The 18,669-nt window shown below is 66.0% G+C and carries 16 protein-coding genes; all 16 read left to right on the top strand.

The genetic code is table 11. The annotated features are described in order from the left end of the window. Window positions 1-143: 143 nt before the first annotated feature. The 16 genes from mraZ (at window position 144) to B552_RS0113485 (ending at window position 18,591) form a co-directional block, all read left to right on the top strand. The gene (mraZ, locus tag B552_RS0113410; protein ID WP_026035627.1) at window positions 144-572 is read left to right on the top strand and encodes a division/cell wall cluster transcriptional repressor MraZ; all 429 of its coding nucleotides are present in this window, start codon (window positions 144-146) and stop codon (window positions 570-572) included. Between the two features lie 7 nt (window positions 573-579). Then, window positions 580-1,557 (top strand): 16S rRNA (cytosine(1402)-N(4))-methyltransferase RsmH, encoded by a 978-nt coding sequence (gene rsmH / locus B552_RS0113415; protein WP_019449542.1) that lies wholly within the window; start codon window positions 580-582, stop codon window positions 1,555-1,557. Continuing rightward, window positions 1,554-1,871, top strand: coding sequence for a cell division protein FtsL (gene ftsL / locus B552_RS0113420; RefSeq protein ID WP_019449543.1), 318 nt, complete (start codon window positions 1,554-1,556; stop codon window positions 1,869-1,871). The genes rsmH and ftsL overlap by 4 nt, the downstream gene beginning before the upstream one ends. Then, window positions 1,868-3,685 (top strand): penicillin-binding protein 2, encoded by a 1,818-nt coding sequence (locus tag B552_RS0113425; RefSeq protein WP_019449544.1) that lies wholly within the window; start codon window positions 1,868-1,870, stop codon window positions 3,683-3,685. The genes ftsL and B552_RS0113425 overlap by 4 nt, the downstream gene beginning before the upstream one ends. Next, window positions 3,682-5,229, top strand: coding sequence for a UDP-N-acetylmuramoyl-L-alanyl-D-glutamate--2,6-diaminopimelate ligase (locus B552_RS0113430; RefSeq protein ID WP_026035629.1), 1,548 nt, complete (start codon window positions 3,682-3,684; stop codon window positions 5,227-5,229). The genes B552_RS0113425 and B552_RS0113430 overlap by 4 nt, the downstream gene beginning before the upstream one ends. Then, a complete protein-coding gene (gene murF, locus B552_RS0113435; RefSeq protein WP_019449546.1) occupies window positions 5,226-6,629 on the top strand; it encodes a UDP-N-acetylmuramoyl-tripeptide--D-alanyl-D-alanine ligase in 1,404 nt (467 codons plus the stop codon). The genes B552_RS0113430 and murF overlap by 4 nt, the downstream gene beginning before the upstream one ends. Before the next feature lie 15 nt (window positions 6,630-6,644). Continuing rightward, the gene (gene mraY / locus B552_RS0113440; protein WP_019449547.1) at window positions 6,645-7,814 is read left to right on the top strand and encodes a phospho-N-acetylmuramoyl-pentapeptide-transferase; all 1,170 of its coding nucleotides are present in this window, start codon (window positions 6,645-6,647) and stop codon (window positions 7,812-7,814) included. 48 nt (window positions 7,815-7,862) lie between these two features. Beyond that, window positions 7,863-9,374 (top strand): UDP-N-acetylmuramoyl-L-alanine--D-glutamate ligase, encoded by a 1,512-nt coding sequence (gene murD, locus B552_RS0113445; protein WP_019449548.1) that lies wholly within the window; start codon window positions 7,863-7,865, stop codon window positions 9,372-9,374. Beyond that, window positions 9,371-10,612 carry a putative lipid II flippase FtsW gene (gene ftsW, locus B552_RS0113450; RefSeq protein ID WP_019449549.1) on the top strand — a complete coding sequence of 414 codons (1,242 nt, stop codon included), beginning with the start codon at window positions 9,371-9,373 and terminating at the stop codon, window positions 10,610-10,612. Before murD ends, ftsW begins: the two co-directional genes overlap by 4 nt. After that, on the top strand, window positions 10,609-11,679 hold the full coding sequence (gene murG / locus B552_RS0113455) for an undecaprenyldiphospho-muramoylpentapeptide beta-N-acetylglucosaminyltransferase (RefSeq protein WP_019449550.1): 1,071 nt from the start codon (window positions 10,609-10,611) through the stop codon (window positions 11,677-11,679). Before ftsW ends, murG begins: the two co-directional genes overlap by 4 nt. Window positions 11,680-11,689: 10 nt before the next feature. Further along, a complete protein-coding gene (murC, locus tag B552_RS0113460; RefSeq protein WP_019449551.1) occupies window positions 11,690-13,105 on the top strand; it encodes a UDP-N-acetylmuramate--L-alanine ligase in 1,416 nt (471 codons plus the stop codon). Further along, the gene (locus B552_RS0113465; RefSeq protein ID WP_019449552.1) at window positions 13,102-14,085 is read left to right on the top strand and encodes a D-alanine--D-alanine ligase; all 984 of its coding nucleotides are present in this window, start codon (window positions 13,102-13,104) and stop codon (window positions 14,083-14,085) included. Before murC ends, B552_RS0113465 begins: the two co-directional genes overlap by 4 nt. Before the next feature lie 31 nt (window positions 14,086-14,116). After that, the gene (locus B552_RS0113470; RefSeq protein WP_019449553.1) at window positions 14,117-15,064 is read left to right on the top strand and encodes a cell division protein FtsQ/DivIB; all 948 of its coding nucleotides are present in this window, start codon (window positions 14,117-14,119) and stop codon (window positions 15,062-15,064) included. After that, entirely contained in the window at window positions 15,061-16,293 is a 1,233-nt protein-coding gene (gene ftsA, locus B552_RS0113475) for a cell division protein FtsA (protein WP_019449554.1), read from the top strand. Before B552_RS0113470 ends, ftsA begins: the two co-directional genes overlap by 4 nt. A gap of 192 nt (window positions 16,294-16,485) precedes the next feature. Then, complete coding sequence (ftsZ, locus tag B552_RS0113480; protein ID WP_019449555.1) at window positions 16,486-17,682, top strand: cell division protein FtsZ; 1,197 nt, start codon at window positions 16,486-16,488, stop codon at window positions 17,680-17,682. A 402-nt stretch (window positions 17,683-18,084) separates the two neighbouring features. Continuing rightward, the gene (locus tag B552_RS0113485; protein ID WP_019449556.1) at window positions 18,085-18,591 is read left to right on the top strand and encodes a peroxiredoxin; all 507 of its coding nucleotides are present in this window, start codon (window positions 18,085-18,087) and stop codon (window positions 18,589-18,591) included. The last annotated feature ends 78 nt before the right edge of the window (window positions 18,592-18,669 follow it).

Here is an 18,669-nt window from a genome sequence, read left to right on the forward strand (position 1 = left end):
TGGGAAATAGTGTGAGGAAGTGTATTTTTGTGTGAAGAACCGGGTCGGCTCTGCGATGATTTGTCCCAGGCCGAACTCGTAGCGGATGGGATGAACCGACCTGCCGGATGGTGTTTAAGCCAACGGCTACCAGGGGGGCGAGCTTGTTTCAGGGAGCATCGGCGTTGTCGCTGGATGCCAAGGGCCGGATGTCCATTCCGGCCAGGCACCGCGAAGCGCTGCAAACACAGGCCGAGGGCCGGGTTACGCTGACCAAGCACCCGGACGGATGCCTGTTGCTCTTTCCCCGGCCCGAATGGGAGGTTTTCCGAGGCCGCATTGCGGCGCTGCCGATGGACGCCCATTGGTGGAAACGGATCTTTCTCGGTAACGCCGCCGACGTGGATATGGACGGCGCAGGCCGTGTGCTGATTGCACCGGAGTTGCGCAGTGCCTCCATGCTCGACAAGGAAGTGATGCTGCTCGGAATGGGCAGCCACTTCGAAGTTTGGGATGCCGCAACCTACGCCGCCAAGGAACAGGCAGCGATGGCGCAAGGCATGCCGGAAGCATTGAAGAATTTCTCTTTCTGACGAGGTCATGACCCCTACCGAATTGCCGGGGACCACCGCCCTGCGCCATCGCACCGTGCTGCTGGACGAGGCCGTCGACGCGCTCGTCTGGCGGCCCGACGGCGCCTACGTGGACGGCACGTTCGGCAGAGGTGGCCACAGCCGGGCAGTATTGGCCCGGCTGGGGCCGGCCGGCACCCTGGTCGCCTTCGACAAGGATCCGGCAGCAATCGCAGAAGCGGGCACCATCAAGGATGCCCGCTTCTCCATTGAGCACGCGAGCTTTGCCGAGATGGGCGAACGGCTGGCCGGCCGTAGCCCTGTGGCTGGCGTGCTGCTTGACCTGGGGATCAGCTCGCCCCAGATCGACGAGGCGGCGAGGGGGTTTTCCTTTCGTTTCGAGGGCCCGCTGGACATGCGCATGGACACCACGCGCGGCGTCACTGCCGCCGAGTGGCTTGCACAGGCGGACGAGCATGAAATTGCCAGGGTGATACGAGACTATGGGGAAGAACGGTTTGCTGTACAGATTGCAAAGGCGATTGTTGCTCGCCGGCGCGAACCCGGCGATGGCGGAGCACTCGCCACTACTTCAGACCTTGCCGCGCTCGTGGCGAAAACCGTCAAAACACGCGAGAAGGGCCAGGACCCTGCGACCCGCACCTTTCAAGCTCTACGGATTCACGTCAATCAAGAGCTTGAGGACCTCGAAAGGGGTCTGAAGGCGGCGTACGAATTGCTTCAGGTCGGAGGCCGGCTCGTGGTGATCAGCTTTCACTCGCTCGAGGACCGCATCGTCAAGCGGTTCATGCAGGCGCATGCGCGTCCCCAGCAGGATGCCGATCCGGCCCTGCGCCGCGCGCCGCTGCGCGCCGCCGACCTGCCGCAGCCGACGATGAAGCTGCTGGGCCGCTACAAGCCCGGTGCCGACGAGGTGGCAGAGAACCCGCGCGCACGTTCCGCCGTGATGCGTGTGGCCGAGAAACTCGGAGCGCCGACGGCATGAACCGCCTGACCTTCTTCCTCCTTGCCGCCCTGTTGTTCTGTGCGCTGTCGCTGGTCAGCGCGCAGCACCAGGCTCGCACGCTGTTCGTGGCGATGGAGCGCGCGCAGTCCGAGGAGAAGCAGCTCGATATTGACTGGTCGCGCCTGCAGTACCAGCAGAGTTCGCTCAGCAAGAGCGCGCGCATCGCCGAAGCCGCGCGCACGCAGCTCAAGATGTCGCCGGCGCTGGCCGGGCGTACCCAGTACCTGCAAGGTGTTGTATTGCCCTCCACGCCGCCGGATGCCGAGCAACCCGCGGAAGGGGCTGCCAAATGAGCATGGCCCGCCCGACCATGAACCGCGCCCGCGCCGACAACAAGTCGCGCGGGGAAGCAGCGCGCCCGCGCACCGGCCAGTTCTCGGCCAGCCCGGTGCTGGGCCTGCGCCTGCCGATGTGGCGGTCCAAGTTCGTGGTGTTCCTGATGTTCGCCGCTTTCGCGGCCCTGGCCGGCCGCGCGCTGTGGATTCAGGGTCCGGGCAACCAGTTCTATGAGATGGAGGGCAAGAAGCGCTTCCAGCGCACGCTGGAACTGCCCGCCACACGCGGCAAGATCCTGGACCGCAATGGTCTGGTGCTGGCCACCAGCCTGCCGGTCAAGGCGATCTGGGCCGTGCCCGAAGACGTGCCGAACGACACCGACCCCCAGCGCATCCGCCAGCTCGCCAAGCTGCTCGACATGTCCGAGAAGGAATTGCGCGCCAAGCTGTCCGAGGACAAGAGCTTCGTGTACCTGAAGCGCCAGGTGCTGCCGGACGCCGCCGACAAGATCGCCGCGCTCAAGGTCGAGGGTGTCCATCAGACGCGCGAGTACAAGCGCTTCTACCCGGAAGGCGAAGCGATGGCGCACATCGTCGGCTTCACCAACGTCGAGGACAAGGGCCAGGAAGGCGTGGAACTGGCGCGCGAGAGCGTGCTGGCAGGCCGGGCCGGCGCGCGCCAGGTGATCAAGGACCGCCTGGGCCGCGTGGTGGAGGACGTCGGCATCCTGAAGACACCGCGTGACGGCGAGGACATGCAGCTCTCGATCGACGCGAAGATCCAGTACCTGGCGTACAACGAGGTCAAGGCCGTGGTCGAGCGTAGCAAGGCCAAGGCCGCCAGCGCCGTGGTGCTGGACGCGCAGACCGGCGAGGTGCTGGCGCTGGCCAACTGGCCGACCTACAACCCGAACGATCGCACCCGCCTCTCGGGCGAGCAGTTGCGCAACCGCGTGCTGACTGACACGTTCGAGCCCGGCTCGATGATGAAGCCGATCTCGATCGGCCTGGCGCTGCAGCTTGGCCGCGTGACCCCGACAACGCAGATCGTGACGACCGGCAAGTTCAACTTCGAAGGCGCGACGATCTCCGACACCCACAACTACGGCACGCTCACGGTGGGCGGCGTGATCCAGAAGTCGAGCAATATCGGCACGACGAAGATCGCGATGATGATGAAGCCGCAGGAAATGTGGGATATGTATACCAGTGTCGGCCTGGGCCAGGCGCCGAAGATTGGCTTCCCGGGCGCCGTGGCCGGCCGCGTGCGGCCGTGGAAGAGCTGGCGGCCAATCGAGCAGGCGACGATGTCCTATGGTTATGGCCTGTCCGTGTCGCTGTTCCAGATCGCACACGCCTACACGATCTTCGCCCATGACGGCGAGCTGATCCCGGTGTCGATCTTCAAGACCAATGGCCCGGCAACCGGCGAGCGCATCCTGTCGCCGCAGATCGCCCGCGAAGTGCGCGGCATGCTGGAAACCGTGACCGCACCGGGCGGCACCGCGCCGGAGGCCCAGGTGATGGGCTACCGCGTCGGCGGCAAGACCGGTACCGCATACAAGCACGTAGGCCGTGGCTATGACCGCAGCAAGTATCGCGCGTCGTTCATCGGCCTGGCGCCGATGTCGAATCCGCGCGTGATCGTCGCCGTCAGCGTCGACGAACCGACCTCCGGCAGCCACTACGGTGGCGCGGTGGCCGGCCCGGTTTTCTCGGCCATCACCGGCGGCGCGCTGCGCGCACTGAACGTCCAGCCCGACTCACCAATCCGCCAGCTCATGGTCACCGACAAGGTGCCGGAAAGCGAACCATGGAGCGCCACGCCATGACGGGCAAGCCGCTGCTCCCGCTAGAAGTCTCCGCCCAGGCCAGCAACGCGCTGGCCTGGCTGCGTACGCATGCCCCGGAAAACGCGCGACTGACCGGCGATACGCGCCGTCTGCAACCGGGCGACGTGTTTTTTGCCTACGTGCTCGGCAACGAGCGCCTTGCCACCGATGGCCGCCCGCATATCGACAAGGCAATTGCCGCCGGTGCGTCGGCCATCGTCTATGAAGCCGACAACTTTACGTGGGCCCACGGCGACCGCGTGCCGCACCTGGCCGTATCGCAACTGCACGAGCTTGCCGGGCCGATTGCGGCCGGCTGGCATGGCATCGCCGCGCGCAAGATGGCGGTGACCGGCATCACCGGCACCAACGGCAAGACCTCGTGCTCGCAATGGCTTGCACGTCTGCTGCAGGCCACCGGCACGCCATGTGCGACGATCGGCACGCTTGGCTCGGGCTTCCCTGATGCGCTCAAGCTTACTGGCTTCACCACGCCAGACGCCGTGCAGCTCCAGGCCAGCCTGGCCGAGCTGAACGACGCCGGCGCGCGCGCGGTGGCGATGGAAGTCTCCTCGCACGGCCTGGAGCAGGGCCGCGTGGCCGGCACCGAGTTTGCCGTGGCCGTGCTGACCAACCTGACGCAGGATCACCTCGACTACCACGGCACGATGGCCGAGTACGAGGCGGCCAAGGCGCGCCTGTTCATGTGGGACGGTCTGAAGACCGCGGTGATCAACCGCGACGATGGCATGGGGCAGCGCCTGCTGGCCGGTAACGCGGCCGCCGTCAGCGCGCCACAGGTTATCGAGTACGGCATCGACGGCAAGACAGGTGCCTCGGCAGCGCGCGGCCAATGGCTGCGTGCCACCGGCGTGCGCGCCACGGGCACCGGCACCGCATTCCATATCGATGGCAGCTTCGGCAGCGCCGGCGTGACCACGCCGATGATCGGCGCGTTCAACGTCAGCAACCTGCTGGCCGTGCTCGGCGCCGCGCTGGCGCAGGGCGTGGCCTGGGATGCCGCCATCGGCGCGCTGCGCAACCTGACGCCCGTAGATGGCCGCATGGAACTGTTCGGCGGCCACGATGCGCCGCTGGCCGTGGTCGATTACGCCCATACGCCAGACGCGCTGATCCAGACGCTGACCGCGCTGCGGCCGGTCGCGCAAGCGCGCCAGGGCAAGCTCTGGTGCGTGTTCGGCTGCGGCGGTGACCGCGATGCCACCAAGCGTCCGCTGATGGGCGGCGTGGCCGAGCGGCTGGCCGACGAAGTGGTCCTGACCAGCGACAACCCGCGCAGCGAAGATCCGCGCGACATCCTCGAGGCGATTGCCGACGGCATGCAGGACCGTGCCCGCGCCAGCCTGATCGAGGACCGCGCAGCCGCCATCCTTTATGCAATCAGGCACGCGGCCCCGGCCGACGTGGTGCTCGTTGCCGGCAAGGGCCACGAAGCCACGCAGGAGATCCAGGGCCGCAAGCGTCCGTTCTCCGACCGGGAGCATGTGCGCCTGACCCTCGGCACGCGGGGGGTGTCGGCATGAACCAGCAGCAACCGATGACGAATCTGCAGCAAGCCGCCGGCTGGATTGCCGGCGCAAGTATTTCCGGAGATGCTACGCGCTCGTTTTCGCGCGTGCATACCGACAGCCGTACCGTCGAGCCCGGCGACCTGTTCGTCGCGCTCAAGGGCGAGCGTTTCGATGCCCACGATTTCCTGGCCGATGTGGTGGCGCGCGGCGCCGCTGCCGTCATGGTGAGCCGTGAAACCGGGCTTGATGTGCCGGCGCTGGTCGTGCCCGATACGCGCATCGGCCTTGGCGAGCTGGCCGCGGGCTGGCGCCGTGAGTTCACGCCGCCCACGGTGGCCGTGACCGGCAGCAATGGCAAGACCACGGTCAAGGAAATGATCGCGGCCATCTTTGCCGCAGCCGTGGGCGAAGGCGACCGCCTGGCGACGGGCGGCAACCTGAACAACGATATCGGCCTGCCGCTGACCGTGCTGCGCCTGCGCGCGCACCACAAGCTGGCCGTGCTCGAACTGGGCATGAATCATCCGGGCGAAACGGTCTATCTGGCCGGTATCGCCCAGCCGACCGTGGCCGTGATCACCAACGCACAGCGCGAGCACCAGGAGTTCATGGTCAGCGTGGAAGCAGTGGCGCATGAGCACGCAAGCGCGATCGCCGCGCTGCCGGCCAACGGCGTGGCCGTGTTCCCGGTGGATGCCGAAAGCGGCGGTGCGCATGCAGCCATCTGGCGCCAGGCCGCCGGCACGCGCGCCGTGCTGTCGTTCGGCACGGACGCATCGGCCGATGTGCGCGCCACGGTAACGCTCGATGACGGCGTGCAGGTGCTCGACGTCACGGCGCCGGGCCGGCGCTTCACGCAGCGGCTGCAGCTTCTGGGCGCCCACAACGTGCGCAATGCGCTGGCCGCCACGGCGTGCGCGCTGGCTGCCGGTGTCGAGGTGGCGGCGATCCAGGCAGGCATTGCCGGCTTCACTGCCGTGAAGGGCCGCCTGCAGGTCAAGCACACACCGGCCGGCACGGTTGTCATCGACGACACGTACAACGCCAATCCGGATTCCATGCGCGCCGCGATCGACGTGCTGGCCGGGTTTGCAGCCCCGCGCCTGCTGGTGCTGGGCGACATGGGCGAAGTGGGCAACCAGGGTCCGGCGTTCCACGCCGAGATTGGCGCCTACGCGCGCGATCGCGGTATCGACGCGCTCTGGGCAACCGGTGAACTGGCACCGCACGCGGTGCAGGCGTACGGCGCCGGCGCACGGCATTTCGCTCGCGCGGAAGAGCTGGCGCAGGCGCTGAGGGAAGACAAGGAGGGCACGGTGGCCAATGCAGCGGCCGTGCTGGTAAAGGGATCGCGCTTCATGCGCATGGAACGGATTGTCGATGCGCTTGTCGCATCACCTTCCGCTCATTAACGAAACTGACGAACGATGTTATTGGCACTGGCCCAGTGGCTGCAAAACGATTACAGCTTCCTGCGGGTCGTCAACTATCTGACTTTCCGCGCGGTGATGGCCAACCTCACCGCGCTTGTGATCGGCCTCGGTTTTGGGCCGTGGGTGATCCGCCGCCTGACCGAACTGAAGATTGGCCAGGCCGTGCGCACGATCGGCCCGCAGACTCACCTCGTGAAATCCGGCACGCCGACCATGGGCGGCGTGCTCGTGCTGATCTCGATCGCCATTTCCACGTTGCTCTGGTGCGACTGGGGCAACCGCTTCATCTGGGTGGTGCTGCTGGTGACGCTTGGCTATGGCGCAATCGGCTGGGTCGATGACTATCGCAAGGTCGTCTATCGCGACCCGCGCGGGATGTCCAGCCGCGAGAAGTTCTTCTGGCAGACGCTGATCGGACTGATCGCCGCCGTGTATCTGGCGTTCTCGGTGTCCGAGGCCAGCAACGTGCGCATCTGGAGCCTGTTCCTGGGCTGGATCGAAGGCGGCATGTTCGCGGACGTGCCATACAAGATGAACCTGATCGTGCCCTTCTTCAAGGAAGTGAGCTACCCGCTCGGCGTGACTGGCTTCATCGTGCTGACGTATTTCGTGATCGTTGGCTCGAGCAACGCGGTGAACCTGACCGATGGCCTGGACGGCCTCGTGATCATGCCCGTGGTGCTGGTGGGCGGCGGCCTCGGCGTGTTCGCCTATGTGATGGGCAATGCGGTCTACAGCAAGTATCTGCTGTTCCCGCATATTCCCGGTGCGGGCGAGTTGCTGATCTTCTGTTCGGCGATGGCCGGCGCGGGTCTGGCGTTCCTCTGGTTCAATGCCCACCCGGCGCGCGTGTTCATGGGTGACGTCGGCGCGCTGGCGCTGGGCGGCGCGCTTGGCACGGTCGCGGTGATCGTGCGCCAGGAGATCGTGCTGTTCGTGATGGGCGGGATCTTCGTGGTGGAAACGCTGTCCGTGATGCTCCAGGTTTCGTGGTTCAAGTTCACGAAGCGCCGTTACGGCGAAGGCCGCCGGCTGTTCCGCATGGCGCCGCTGCACCACCACTTCGAGCTTGGCGGCTGGAAGGAAACGCAGGTCACCGTGCGCTTCTGGATCATCACGATCTTGCTGGTACTGATCGGGCTGTCGTCGCTGAAGCTGCGGTAACCCGGACTGACATTCATAACCCACGGACTCTAAAGGCAGGAAATCGAAGTGTTTGGCGTGTTGCAAAAACCTCATGTGCTGGTACTTGGCCTCGGCGAATCGGGGCTGGCCATGGCACGCTGGTGCGGCCTGAACGGCTGCCGCGTGCGCGTGGCCGACACGCGCGAGGCGCCCGCCAACCTTGTATTCCTGCAGGCCGAGCTGACCTCGGCCCTGTTCGTGGGCGGCCGCTTCGCCGAAGGCCTGCTCGACGACATCGGCCTGGTGGCGATCAGCCCCGGCCTGTCGCCGCTGGAGCCAGATACCAGGGCACTGCTCGAAGCGGCCCAGGCGCGTGGCATCCCAGTCTGGGGCGAGATCGAACTGTTCGCCCAGGCGCTCGGCTACCTGGAAGCGACGTCGGGCTACGCACCGCGCGTACTGGCGATTACCGGCACAAACGGCAAGACCACCACCACCGCGCTGACCGGCCGGCTGATCGAGCGCGCGGGCAAGACCGTGGCCGTGGCCGGCAATATCAGCCCGTCCGCGCTGGACAAGCTGTCGGCCTGCATCGCCAGCGCCACGCTGCCCGATGTCTGGGTGCTGGAACTGTCGAGCTTCCAGCTTGAATACACGTTCTCGCTTGCGCCGCATGCTGCCACCGTGCTCAATGTCACGCAGGATCACCTCGACTGGCACGGCAGCATGGAAGCCTATGCCGCCGCCAAGGCGCGCATCTTCGGCCCGGCCGACAAGGGTTGCCTGCAAGTGCTCAATCGTCAGGACCGGCTGACGATGGACATGGCCCGTGGCGGCGCACCGCTCGTGACCTTTGGCACCGACCTGCCGGAGACCGTTGGAAGTTATGGTGTCATGCGCGATGGCGGCATGCCATGGATCATCTTGGCTGAACCAGATACCGAGGCTGACGTCGAGCAGAAGCCCCGCCGCCGCAAGAAGGGCGAGGCGGCCGAGGAAGCCGTGCCGGTGCGCCACAAGCGCCTGATGCCGGCTGATGCGCTCCATATCCGCGGGATGCACAACGCCACCAACGCCATGGCCGCGCTGGCGCTCTGCCGCGCGATCGACCTGCCGCTCAATGCACTGCTGCACGGCCTGCGCGAGTATCGCGGCGAGCCGCACCGCGTGGAATGGGTGGCGACGATCGACGAAGTCGAGTATTTCGACGACAGCAAGGGCACCAATGTGGGCGCCACCGTCGCCGCGCTGAACGGACTGGACAAGCACGTGGTGCTGATCGCGGGCGGCGAAGGCAAGGGGCAGGATTTCTCGCCGCTGGCCACGCCGGTGGCGCAGTACGCGCGTGCCGTGGTGCTGATCGGCAAGGACGCCGGCGCGCTGCGCGCGGCGCTGGAGAGCACCGGCAAGCCGCTGGTTGACGCCGGGTCGCTGGAAGAAGCGGTGGAGAAATCGGCCAGCCTGGCCGAGGCGGGCGATGTGGTGCTGCTGTCGCCGGCCTGCGCCAGCCTCGACATGTTCCGCAACTATGTCCACCGGGCGCAGGTGTTCCGCAGCGCGGTGGAAGAACTGGCCCTGTCCCGGGGGATCATGCCATGAGCGACTCGCAGGTCAAGCGCAGCGGATTCATCGGCGCCACCATCGGCAATGCCTGGGGTGGCCTGCGTGATGCGGTGTCCGGCGTCAAGCCGACCCGCTCCCGCATGATGGAGTACGACCAGCCCCTGCTGTGGGTGGCGATCGTACTGCTGACGTTCGGCCTGGTGATGGTCTACTCGGCATCGATCGCGCTGCCGGATTCGCCGCGCTACGCGAACTACCGCGAGGCGCATTTCCTGGTGCGTCACGCGTTCGGCCTGGTGATCGGCCTGTCGGCGGGGCTGGTTGCGTTCCAGATCCCGGTCAAGGTCTGGGATCGCTACGCACCGAAGCTGTTCATCGTCGCGCTGGTGCTGCTGGTGATCGTGCTGGTGCCGTTCGTCGGCAAGGGCGTGAACGGTGCGCGGCGCTGGATCCCGCTCGGCGTGATGAACTTCCAGCCGTCCGAACTGATGAAGCTTGCCGTGGTGCTGTACGCGGCCAACTACACGGTGCGCAAGCAGGAATGGATGCAGAACGTGTCCAAGGGCTTCCTGCCGATGGGTGTGGCCGTGGTGGTGGTCGGCATGCTCCTGCTGCTGGAACCGGACATGGGTGCGTTCCTCGTGGTCGCGGCCGTGGCGATGGGCATCCTGTTCCTCGGCGGCATCAACGGCAAGCTGTTCGCCGGCCTGGTGGGCGTGGCCGTGGGCGCGTTCGCGCTGCTGATCACGGCATCGCCATGGCGCCGCGAGCGGATCTTCGCGTACCTGAACCCGTGGGAAGAGAACAATGCGCTCGGCAAGGCGTACCAGCTTACGCACTCGCTGATCGCATTCGGCCGTGGCGAATGGACCGGCGTTGGTCTGGGCGGCAGCATCGAGAAGCTGCACTACCTGCCTGAAGCACATACCGACTTCATCCTGGCCGTGATCGGCGAGGAGTTCGGCTTTGTCGGCGTGCTGGTGATGATCGTCCTGTTCTACTGGCTCGTACGCCGCTGCTTCAACATCGGCCGCACCGCGCTGCAGCTTGACCGCACCTTCGCCGGCCTCGTCGCCAAGGGCATGGGTGTCTGGTTCGGCTGGCAGACCTTCATCAACATGGGCGTGAACCTGGGCCTGCTGCCGACCAAGGGACTGACGCTGCCGCTGGTCAGCTATGGCGGCTCGGGCATCCTGATGAACTGCGTGGCGTTGGCCATCGTACTTCGGGTCGATTATGAAAACCGAGTGTTGATGCGCGGAGGGAAGGTATGACCGCACGCACGCTGCTCGTGATGGCTGGCGGCACCGGGGGCCATGTGTTCCCGGGGCTGGCGGTCGCGCGTGCATTGCGCGACGAGGGCTGGCGCGTGGTCTGGCTGGGCAATCGCACGGGCATGGAAGCCACGCTGGTGCCGAAGTACGACATCCCGATGGAGTACATCCAGTTCGGCGGACTGCGCGGCAAGGGCCTGGTTACCAAGTTCCTGCTGCCGCTGAACCTGCTGCGCGCGTTCTGGCAAAGCATCGGCGCGCTGCGCCGCGTAAAGCCGGACGTGGTGCTCGGCATGGGTGGCTACATCACGTTCCCGGCCGGGATGATGGCGTCGCTGCTCGGCCGTCCGCTGGTGCTGCACGAGCAGAACTCGATCGCCGGCCTGGCGAACAAGGTGCTGGCCAAGGTTGCGGATCGCGTGCTTTGCGCGTTCCCCAATGCGCTGCCGAACAGCGAATGGACAGGCAACCCGGTGCGCGCCGAGCTGGCGCACCTTCCCGCACCGGAATCGCGCTACGACCATCGCACCGGTCCGCTGCGCGTGCTCGTGGTGGGCGGCAGCCTTGGTGCGGCCGCGCTCAACGACGTGGTGCCCAAGGCGATCGCGCTGCTGCCGGAAGGCCAGCGCCCGGTCGTGCGGCACCAGGCGGGCGCAAAACAGATCGATACGCTGCGTGCGAACTACGCGGCGGCGGGCGTGGCCGGCGAGACCGTGCCATTCATCGACGACATGGCGGCGGCTTATGCCGACGCAGACCTGGTCATCTGCCGCGCAGGCGCGATGACGGTTTCGGAAGTGGCTGCCGCAGGTGTGGCGGCGCTTTTCGTGCCGTTCCCGCACGCGGTGGACGACCACCAGACCACCAACGCGAAGTTCCTGTCGAAACAGGGCGCCGCGTTGCTGGTGCAACAGAACGAACTGACCGCGGAAGGTCTGGCAAGGACCATCGCCAGCCTGTCGCGGACGCAACTGAAGGACATGGCGCGCGCTGCGCGCGACCTGGCCAAACCGGAGGCAACCCGGCGCGTCGCCGAGATCTGCCGCCAGTTGGCGGGTAAAACGTGATACAGATTCAATGAAGCATATAGTCAAGAACATCCACTTCGTAGGTATCGGCGGGGCCGGCATGAGCGGCATCGCCGAGGTCCTGCTGAACCTGGGCTACAAGGTCTCGGGTTCCGACGTGGGCAGCAACGCTGCCACGCGGCGCCTGGCTTCGCTCGGTGCGCGTGTGGCCCATGGCCATGACGCGGACAACGTCACGGGCGCCAACGCCGTGGTGGTATCCACCGCGGTCACCAACGACAACCCCGAGGTGCTGGCCGCCCGCGCGCGGCGCATCCCCGTGGTGCCGCGCGCCGTGATGCTGGCCGAGCTGATGCGCCTGAAGCAGGGCGTGGCCATCGCCGGCACGCACGGCAAGACCACCACGACGAGCCTGGTGGCTTCGGTGCTGGCCGAAGGCGGGCTTGACCCGACCTTCGTGATCGGCGGCCGACTGAACTCGGCCGGCGCCAACGCGCGGCTGGGCACGGGCGATTTCATCGTCGCGGAAGCCGACGAATCGGACGCGTCGTTCCTGAACCTGTTCCCGGTGATGGAGGTCATCACCAATATCGACGCCGACCACATGGACACCTACGGGCACGACTTTGCCCGGCTCAAGCAGGCGTTCGTGGAGTTCACGCAGCGGCTGCCGTTCTACGGCATCGCCGTGCTTTGCGTCGACGACCCGAACGTGCGCGAGATCCTGCCGTTCGTGTCCAAGCCGATCGTCCGCTACGGTTTTGCCGAGGATGCACAGATTCGCGCCGTCAACGCGCGCGCCGTCGACGGCCAGATGCACTTCACCGTGCTGCGCCAGCTCAACGGCCACGCCGAGCCGCCGCTCGACATCGTGCTGAACCTGCCGGGCATGCACAACGTGCAGAACGCGCTGGCCGCTATCGCCATTGCCACCGAGCTGGAAGTGCCGGACGCCTCGATCGTCAAGGCGCTGCGCGAATTCCACGGCGTGGGCCGCCGATTCCAGCGCTATGGCGAGGTGGCAACGCCCGATGGCTCCGGCACGTTCACGCTGGTGGACGACTACGGCCACCACCCGGTGGAAATGGCCGCAACGCTGGCTGCCGCCCGTGGCGCGTTCCCCGATCGCCGTCTGGTGCTGGCCTTCCAGCCGCACCGCTTCACGCGGACGCGTGATTGCTTCGAGGATTTCGTCAAGGTGCTTGGCACCGTCGACGCGCTGCTGCTGGCCGAGGTGTATGCCGCCGGCGAAGCGCCGATCGTCGCGGCCGATGGCCGCGCGATGACGCGCGCGCTGCGCGTGGCGAACAAGGTTGAACCCGTTTTTGTCGAGCAGATCGAGGACATGCCCCAGGCCATCCTGAATGCCGTGCGGCCCGGCGATGTGGTCGTGACGATGGGCGCCGGCTCGATTGGCGGCGTGCCGGGACAACTGGTATCGCATCAACTGGGAGGCCAGCAATGAGCTTCGTCGCCCATCCCAATATCGATCCGAAGTCGCTGGGCAAGGTTGGCGTACTGCTGGGCGGCAAGTCGGCCGAGCGCGAGATCTCGCTGATGTCCGGCAATGGCGTGCTGGCCGCGCTGAAGTCGCGTGGCGTCGATGCCCATCCGTTCGATCCGGGTCTGCAGCCGATCGCGGAACTGGCTGCGGCCGGTTTCGACCGTGTCTTTATCGCGCTGCATGGCCGCTACGGCGAGGACGGCACGATGCAGGGCCTGCTCGAACAGCTTGGCGTGCCATACACCGGCAGCGGCGTGCTGGCGTCCGCGCTGGCCATGGACAAGCAGGCCACCAAGCGGCTGTGGATGACGCACGGCCTGCCCACGCCGCGCTTCGCGATGCTGCATGCGGACACCGATTTCAATGCCGTGGTGGCCGATCTGGGCCTGCCGCTGATCGTCAAGCCGGCGCGCGAGGGTTCGTCGATCGGCCTGACCAAGGTCACCGCCGCCGACCAGATGCGTGCTGCCTTCGAGAAGGCTGCGGGGCTCGATGCCGACGTGATCGCCGAAACGTTCATCGACGGCGCGGAGCTGACTTGCCCGGTCGTGGGCGAGGGCGCAGCGGCCGAAGCGCTGCCGGTCATCAAGATTGTTGCGCCTGAGTCGAACTACGACTATCAAAATAAATACTTTACTGACGTTACCCAATACCTGTGCCCGTCAACATTGCCCGAGGCGGTGGAGCGCGAAGTGCGTGCGCTGGCCGTCGAGGCGTTCCGCGTACTGGGCTGCCGAGGCTGGGCCCGCGCCGACGTGATGCTGACGCGCGACGGCAAGCCTTACCTGCTGGAAATGAACACGTCCCCGGGCATGACCGGCCATTCGCTCGTGCCGATGGCGGCGCGTGCGCAGGGCATCAGCTACGAGGACTTCGCAATGCAGGTACTGGCGGCAGCCACGCTGGACCTGCATCCGAACGAGCACTGGAAACCCGAGTAACCGAAGTACTTGACGCCTGACCTGACCAAACATGTGGCATAACGCGCGCCTGCTCAACCTGATCGCCTCAGCGTTCTACGCGCTGGTGGCGCTCTTGGCGCTCGGGGCTGGCCTGCTGTGGCTGGCCCAGCGGCCTGTGTTCGCCATCACGCATGTCGAGCTGACGTCGATGGACGGTGAGCCGCTGCGTCACGTGAACGCGCCCAGCGTGCGCGCCAACGCGCTGGGCAAGCTGGCAGGCAACTTCTTCACGCTTGACCTGAACACGGCGCGCCAGGCGTTCGAATCGGTGCCATGGGTGCGCCATGCGAGCGTGCGGCGCGAATGGCCGAACGGCCTGGCGGTGCAGGTAGAAGAGCACGAAGCCCTTGGCACCTGGGGCACGGCGGACAGCGGCAGGCTCATCAATACCTATGGCGAGGTATTCGTGGCCAACACCGCCGAAGCCGAAGAGGATGCCCAGCTGCTGGCGCTTGACGGACCGCCGGACAGCGAGGAGGACGTGGTCGAGAAGCTCGAGATCATGCGCGAATGGTTCAAGCCGCTGAAGCTCGAACCGCTAGCCGTGGCGCTGTCGGGCCGCTATGCGTGGCGCGCCAAGCTGTCCAACGGCATGGTCGTCGAATTTGGCCGAGAGCAGACCGACGAGGACCGCGCCGCCATGGAAGCACGGGTCAAGCGCTTCGTGGCGTCGTGGCCGCAGGTGACGGAGCAGGTGGGCAAGCAGATCGAGTATGCCGACCTGCGCTATCCCAATGGCTTTGCGATCCGCGCGGCCAGCGTGCGCTTCCTGACCGATGCCCAGGCTGCTGCTGCAGCCAAGGCGGCGGCCAAGGCAGCCGCGCCAGCAACCGCCGTGGCAACCGGCCCGGCGACGGGTTCGGCAGCCGGCGCGGCAACCCCTCAGGCGGCTTCGGCCGGTAATACCAACAACAATCCGACGCGACTCAAGAGTAAGAACGCGGAGAAAACTCGATGAGCAAGGAATACAAGGACCTACTGGTCGGTCTCGATATCGGCACCTCGAAGGTGGCGGCCGTGGTGGCGGAACTGCGCCCCGATGGCAGCTATGAGGTGATCGGGATGGGCCAGTCCGAGTCCAAGGGTTTGAAGAAGGGGGTCGTAGTCAACATCGAGGCCACCGTGCAGTCGATCCAGCGCGCGCTGGAAGAGGCCGAACTGATGGCCGACTGCAAGATCGCCGAGGTCTTTACCGGCATCGCCGGCAGCCATATCCGCAGCTTCAATTCCAGCGGCATGGTGGCGATCAAGGACAAGGAAGTCACCCAGACGGACGTGGCGCGCGTGATCGAAACCGCCAAGGCGGTCAACATCCCGACCGATCAGCAGATCCTGCACATCCTGACCCAGGAATTCATCATCGACGGCCAGGAGGACGTGCGCGAGCCTATCGGCATGAGCGGCATCCGCCTGGAAGTGAAGGTGCATATCGTCACCGGCGCGGTCAGCGCGGCGCAGAACATCGTCAAGTGTGTGCGTCGCTGCGGCCTGGAGGTGCACGACCTGATCCTGCAGCCGCTGGCGTCAAGCCTGGCCGTGCTGACCGAGGACGAGAAGGAACTGGGCGTGGTGCTGGTCGATATCGGCGGCGGCACGACGGATATCGCCATCTTCAGCGAAGGCGCGATCCGCCATACGGCCGTGATTCCGATCGCCGGTGACCAGATCACCAACGACATCGCCATGGCGCTGCGCACGCCGACGCCTGACGCCGAAGACATCAAGATCCAGTACGGCATTGCCAAGCAGGCGATCGCCGATCCGGAAGACATGATCGAGGTGCCCGGCGTGGGCGACCGCGGCACGCGGACGCTGAGCCGCCAGGCGCTGGCCGCGGTGATCGAGCCACGCATCGAGGAACTCTATTCGCTGGTGCACCAGGTGGTGCGCGAGTCGGGCTATGAGGAACTGCTGTCGTCAGGCGTGGTGATCACCGGCGGCACGGCAATGATGCCGGGCATGGTGGAACTGGGCGAAGATATCTTCCTGAAGCCGGTGCGCGTTGGTGTGCCCGAGTATCGCGGCAACCTGCACGAGGTGGTGAAGAGCCCGCGCTACTCCACGGTGATGGGCCTCCTGCAGGAGGGTTGCGTGCAACGCATGCGTGGCCGAAAGGTTGCGGTGCAGAGCGGGTCCGTGAAGCAGGTGTGGGGACGTATGAAGGAATGGTTCGTCGGCAACTTCTGACGAGCCTGACGGTCAGGATTTCTTCGACGTGACGCGCTGCCAGGCGTCAGCGAATTGGCAGATCGCACGTTGAGCAGTTTTGTTGCAGTGTTTTCCGGTTAGCGATTTTTTTTGACGGTTTCTTGTTCAGGAACCAAGGGCTGCGGCGGGGAGGCCGCAGCGTTTGGGGACTGATTACTTTCGGAGGCAGTGATGGACTTTGACATGATCGAGACGGAGATTCAGGACGGCACCATCATCAAGGTGGTGGGCGTGGGCGGCGCGGGCGGCAATGCCGTGCAGCACATGATCAGCCGTGGCGTGCAGGGTGTGGAATTCATTTGCATGAATACCGACGCCCAAGCGCTCAAGCGCTCCTCGGCATCGCGCGTGCTGCAGCTCGGCAACACCGGCCTGGGTGCTGGTGCCAAGCCGGAAGTGGGCCGCAACTGCGCCGAGCAGGCGCGCGAGCAGATCGCCGATGCCCTGCGCGGTGCGCACATGGTCTTCATCACTGCCGGCATGGGCGGCGGTACCGGTACGGGTGCCGCGCCGATCGTGGCGCAGGTGGCCAAGGAAATGGGCATCCTGACCGTGGGCGTGGTCAGCAAGCCGTTCGACTTCGAAGGCGCGCGCCGTGCCAAGGTGGCCGAGCACGGTTCCGGCGAACTGGAGTCGTCGGTGGACTCGCTGATCGTGGTGCTCAACGAGAAGCTGTTCGAAGTCATGGGCGACGACGCCGAGATGGACAAGTGCTTCCAGTGCGCCGATGACGTGCTGCACAACGCCGTGGCCGGCATCGCCGAAATCATCAACGTGGACGGTCTGGTGAACGTCGACTTCGAAGACGTGAAGACGGTGATGGGCGAACAGGGCAAGGCCATGATGGGCACGGCAACCGTGTCCGGCGTGGATCGCGCCCGCCTGGCCGCCGAGCAGGCCGTGGCCAGCCCGCTGCTCGAAGGCGTGGACCTGTCCGGCGCGCGCGGCGTGCTGGTCAACATCACGGCCAGCCGCTCGCTGAAGCTGTCGGAAACCAAGGAAGTCATGAACACGATCCGCAGCTATGCCGCGGAAGACGCGACCGTGATCTTCGGTACGGTGTACGACGATTCGATGAGCGACGCACTGCGCGTGACCGTTGTGGCCACGGGTCTGGGTCGTTCGGCCAAGAAGCAGCAGCCGATGACGCTGCTGAAGACCGGTACGGACAACATCCCGGTGCAGATGATGGCTGGCCTGACCGCTGCTGCTGCCCCGGCGCATGCATCGCCGGACTACAGTGGCCTGGACACCCCGGCTGTGTGGCGCAGCTCGCGCGAGTCGGCGTCCGCCCACGTGGCGGCGCTGCAGGAGAAGGGCGTGGATACGTACGATATCCCGGCCTTCCTGCGCAAGCAGGCAGACTGAGCTGGGCTCCGGCAGGGCAGCGGCCGCGGCCGCGCGCCTGACGGGTTGCAGGCAGGTTCCTAACGCGTCGCCTGAGCGCTCCCTATCCGCTCGACGATTGCAGGGCCTGACGTGATCCGTTAGTGCGCCCGGCTGCGCCGCACCCGCGCCGAAAGCAGTCCGTCCGCATCCCGTTGCCGGGCAGGCAGGCCATCGGCCGCCTCCCCGGACTGGTTTCCCGCCTCCCAGCGGCGGGATGTGTCCTTGTCCGCGCGGCGCGTGCATACGACGCGCCGCGCGGCGTTTATGCACCATGCTGATTGCCCTGCACCTGAAGCGAGGATTCGCGAATGCGGCGCTTGGTTGTGGCGGCATCCGCCCCTATGATGCAGGCAGGGTTTCTACCGAGAGGATGAGGCTTCCATGATCGCCGTAGGTCAACGCGTCCCTGACGCCACGTTGTATGAGTATTTCGAAACCGAATCCGGCGGCTGCGCGCTCGGTCCGAACGCGTTTCCGGTGGCCGAACTGATCAAGGGACGCAAGATTGTTGTCTTTGGCCTGCCTGGCGCCTTCACGCCAACCTGCTCGGCGAAGCACGTACCCGGCTATGTGAAACAGTACGACGCGCTGCGCGCCGCCGGCATCGACGAGATCTGGTGCCACGCGGTCAACGACGCCTTTGTGATGGGTGCGTGGGCGCGCGAGCAGCAATCGGCCGGTAAGGTCCGCATGATGGCCGACGGTGCGGCGCAATGGGCCAGGGCCCTCGGCCTGGATCAGGACCTGACGCAGCGTGGCCTGGGCGTCCGCGCCAAACGCTATGCGATGGTGCTCGACGACGGTGTGGTTACCCACCTGTTCGTCGAAGAACCCGGCGAGTTCAAGGTCAGCAGTGCCGAATCGGTGCTTGAAGCGTTGCGCGCGTGACACGCAATATTGGGCGGAAGTGCACGATGAGCATCATTCGTAACGCTGCCTAACACCCCGAAACAAAGTGGTGCAGCG

Source organism: Cupriavidus sp. BIS7 (genome assembly GCF_000292345.1).
Classification (GTDB): Bacteria; Pseudomonadota; Gammaproteobacteria; order Burkholderiales; family Burkholderiaceae; genus Cupriavidus.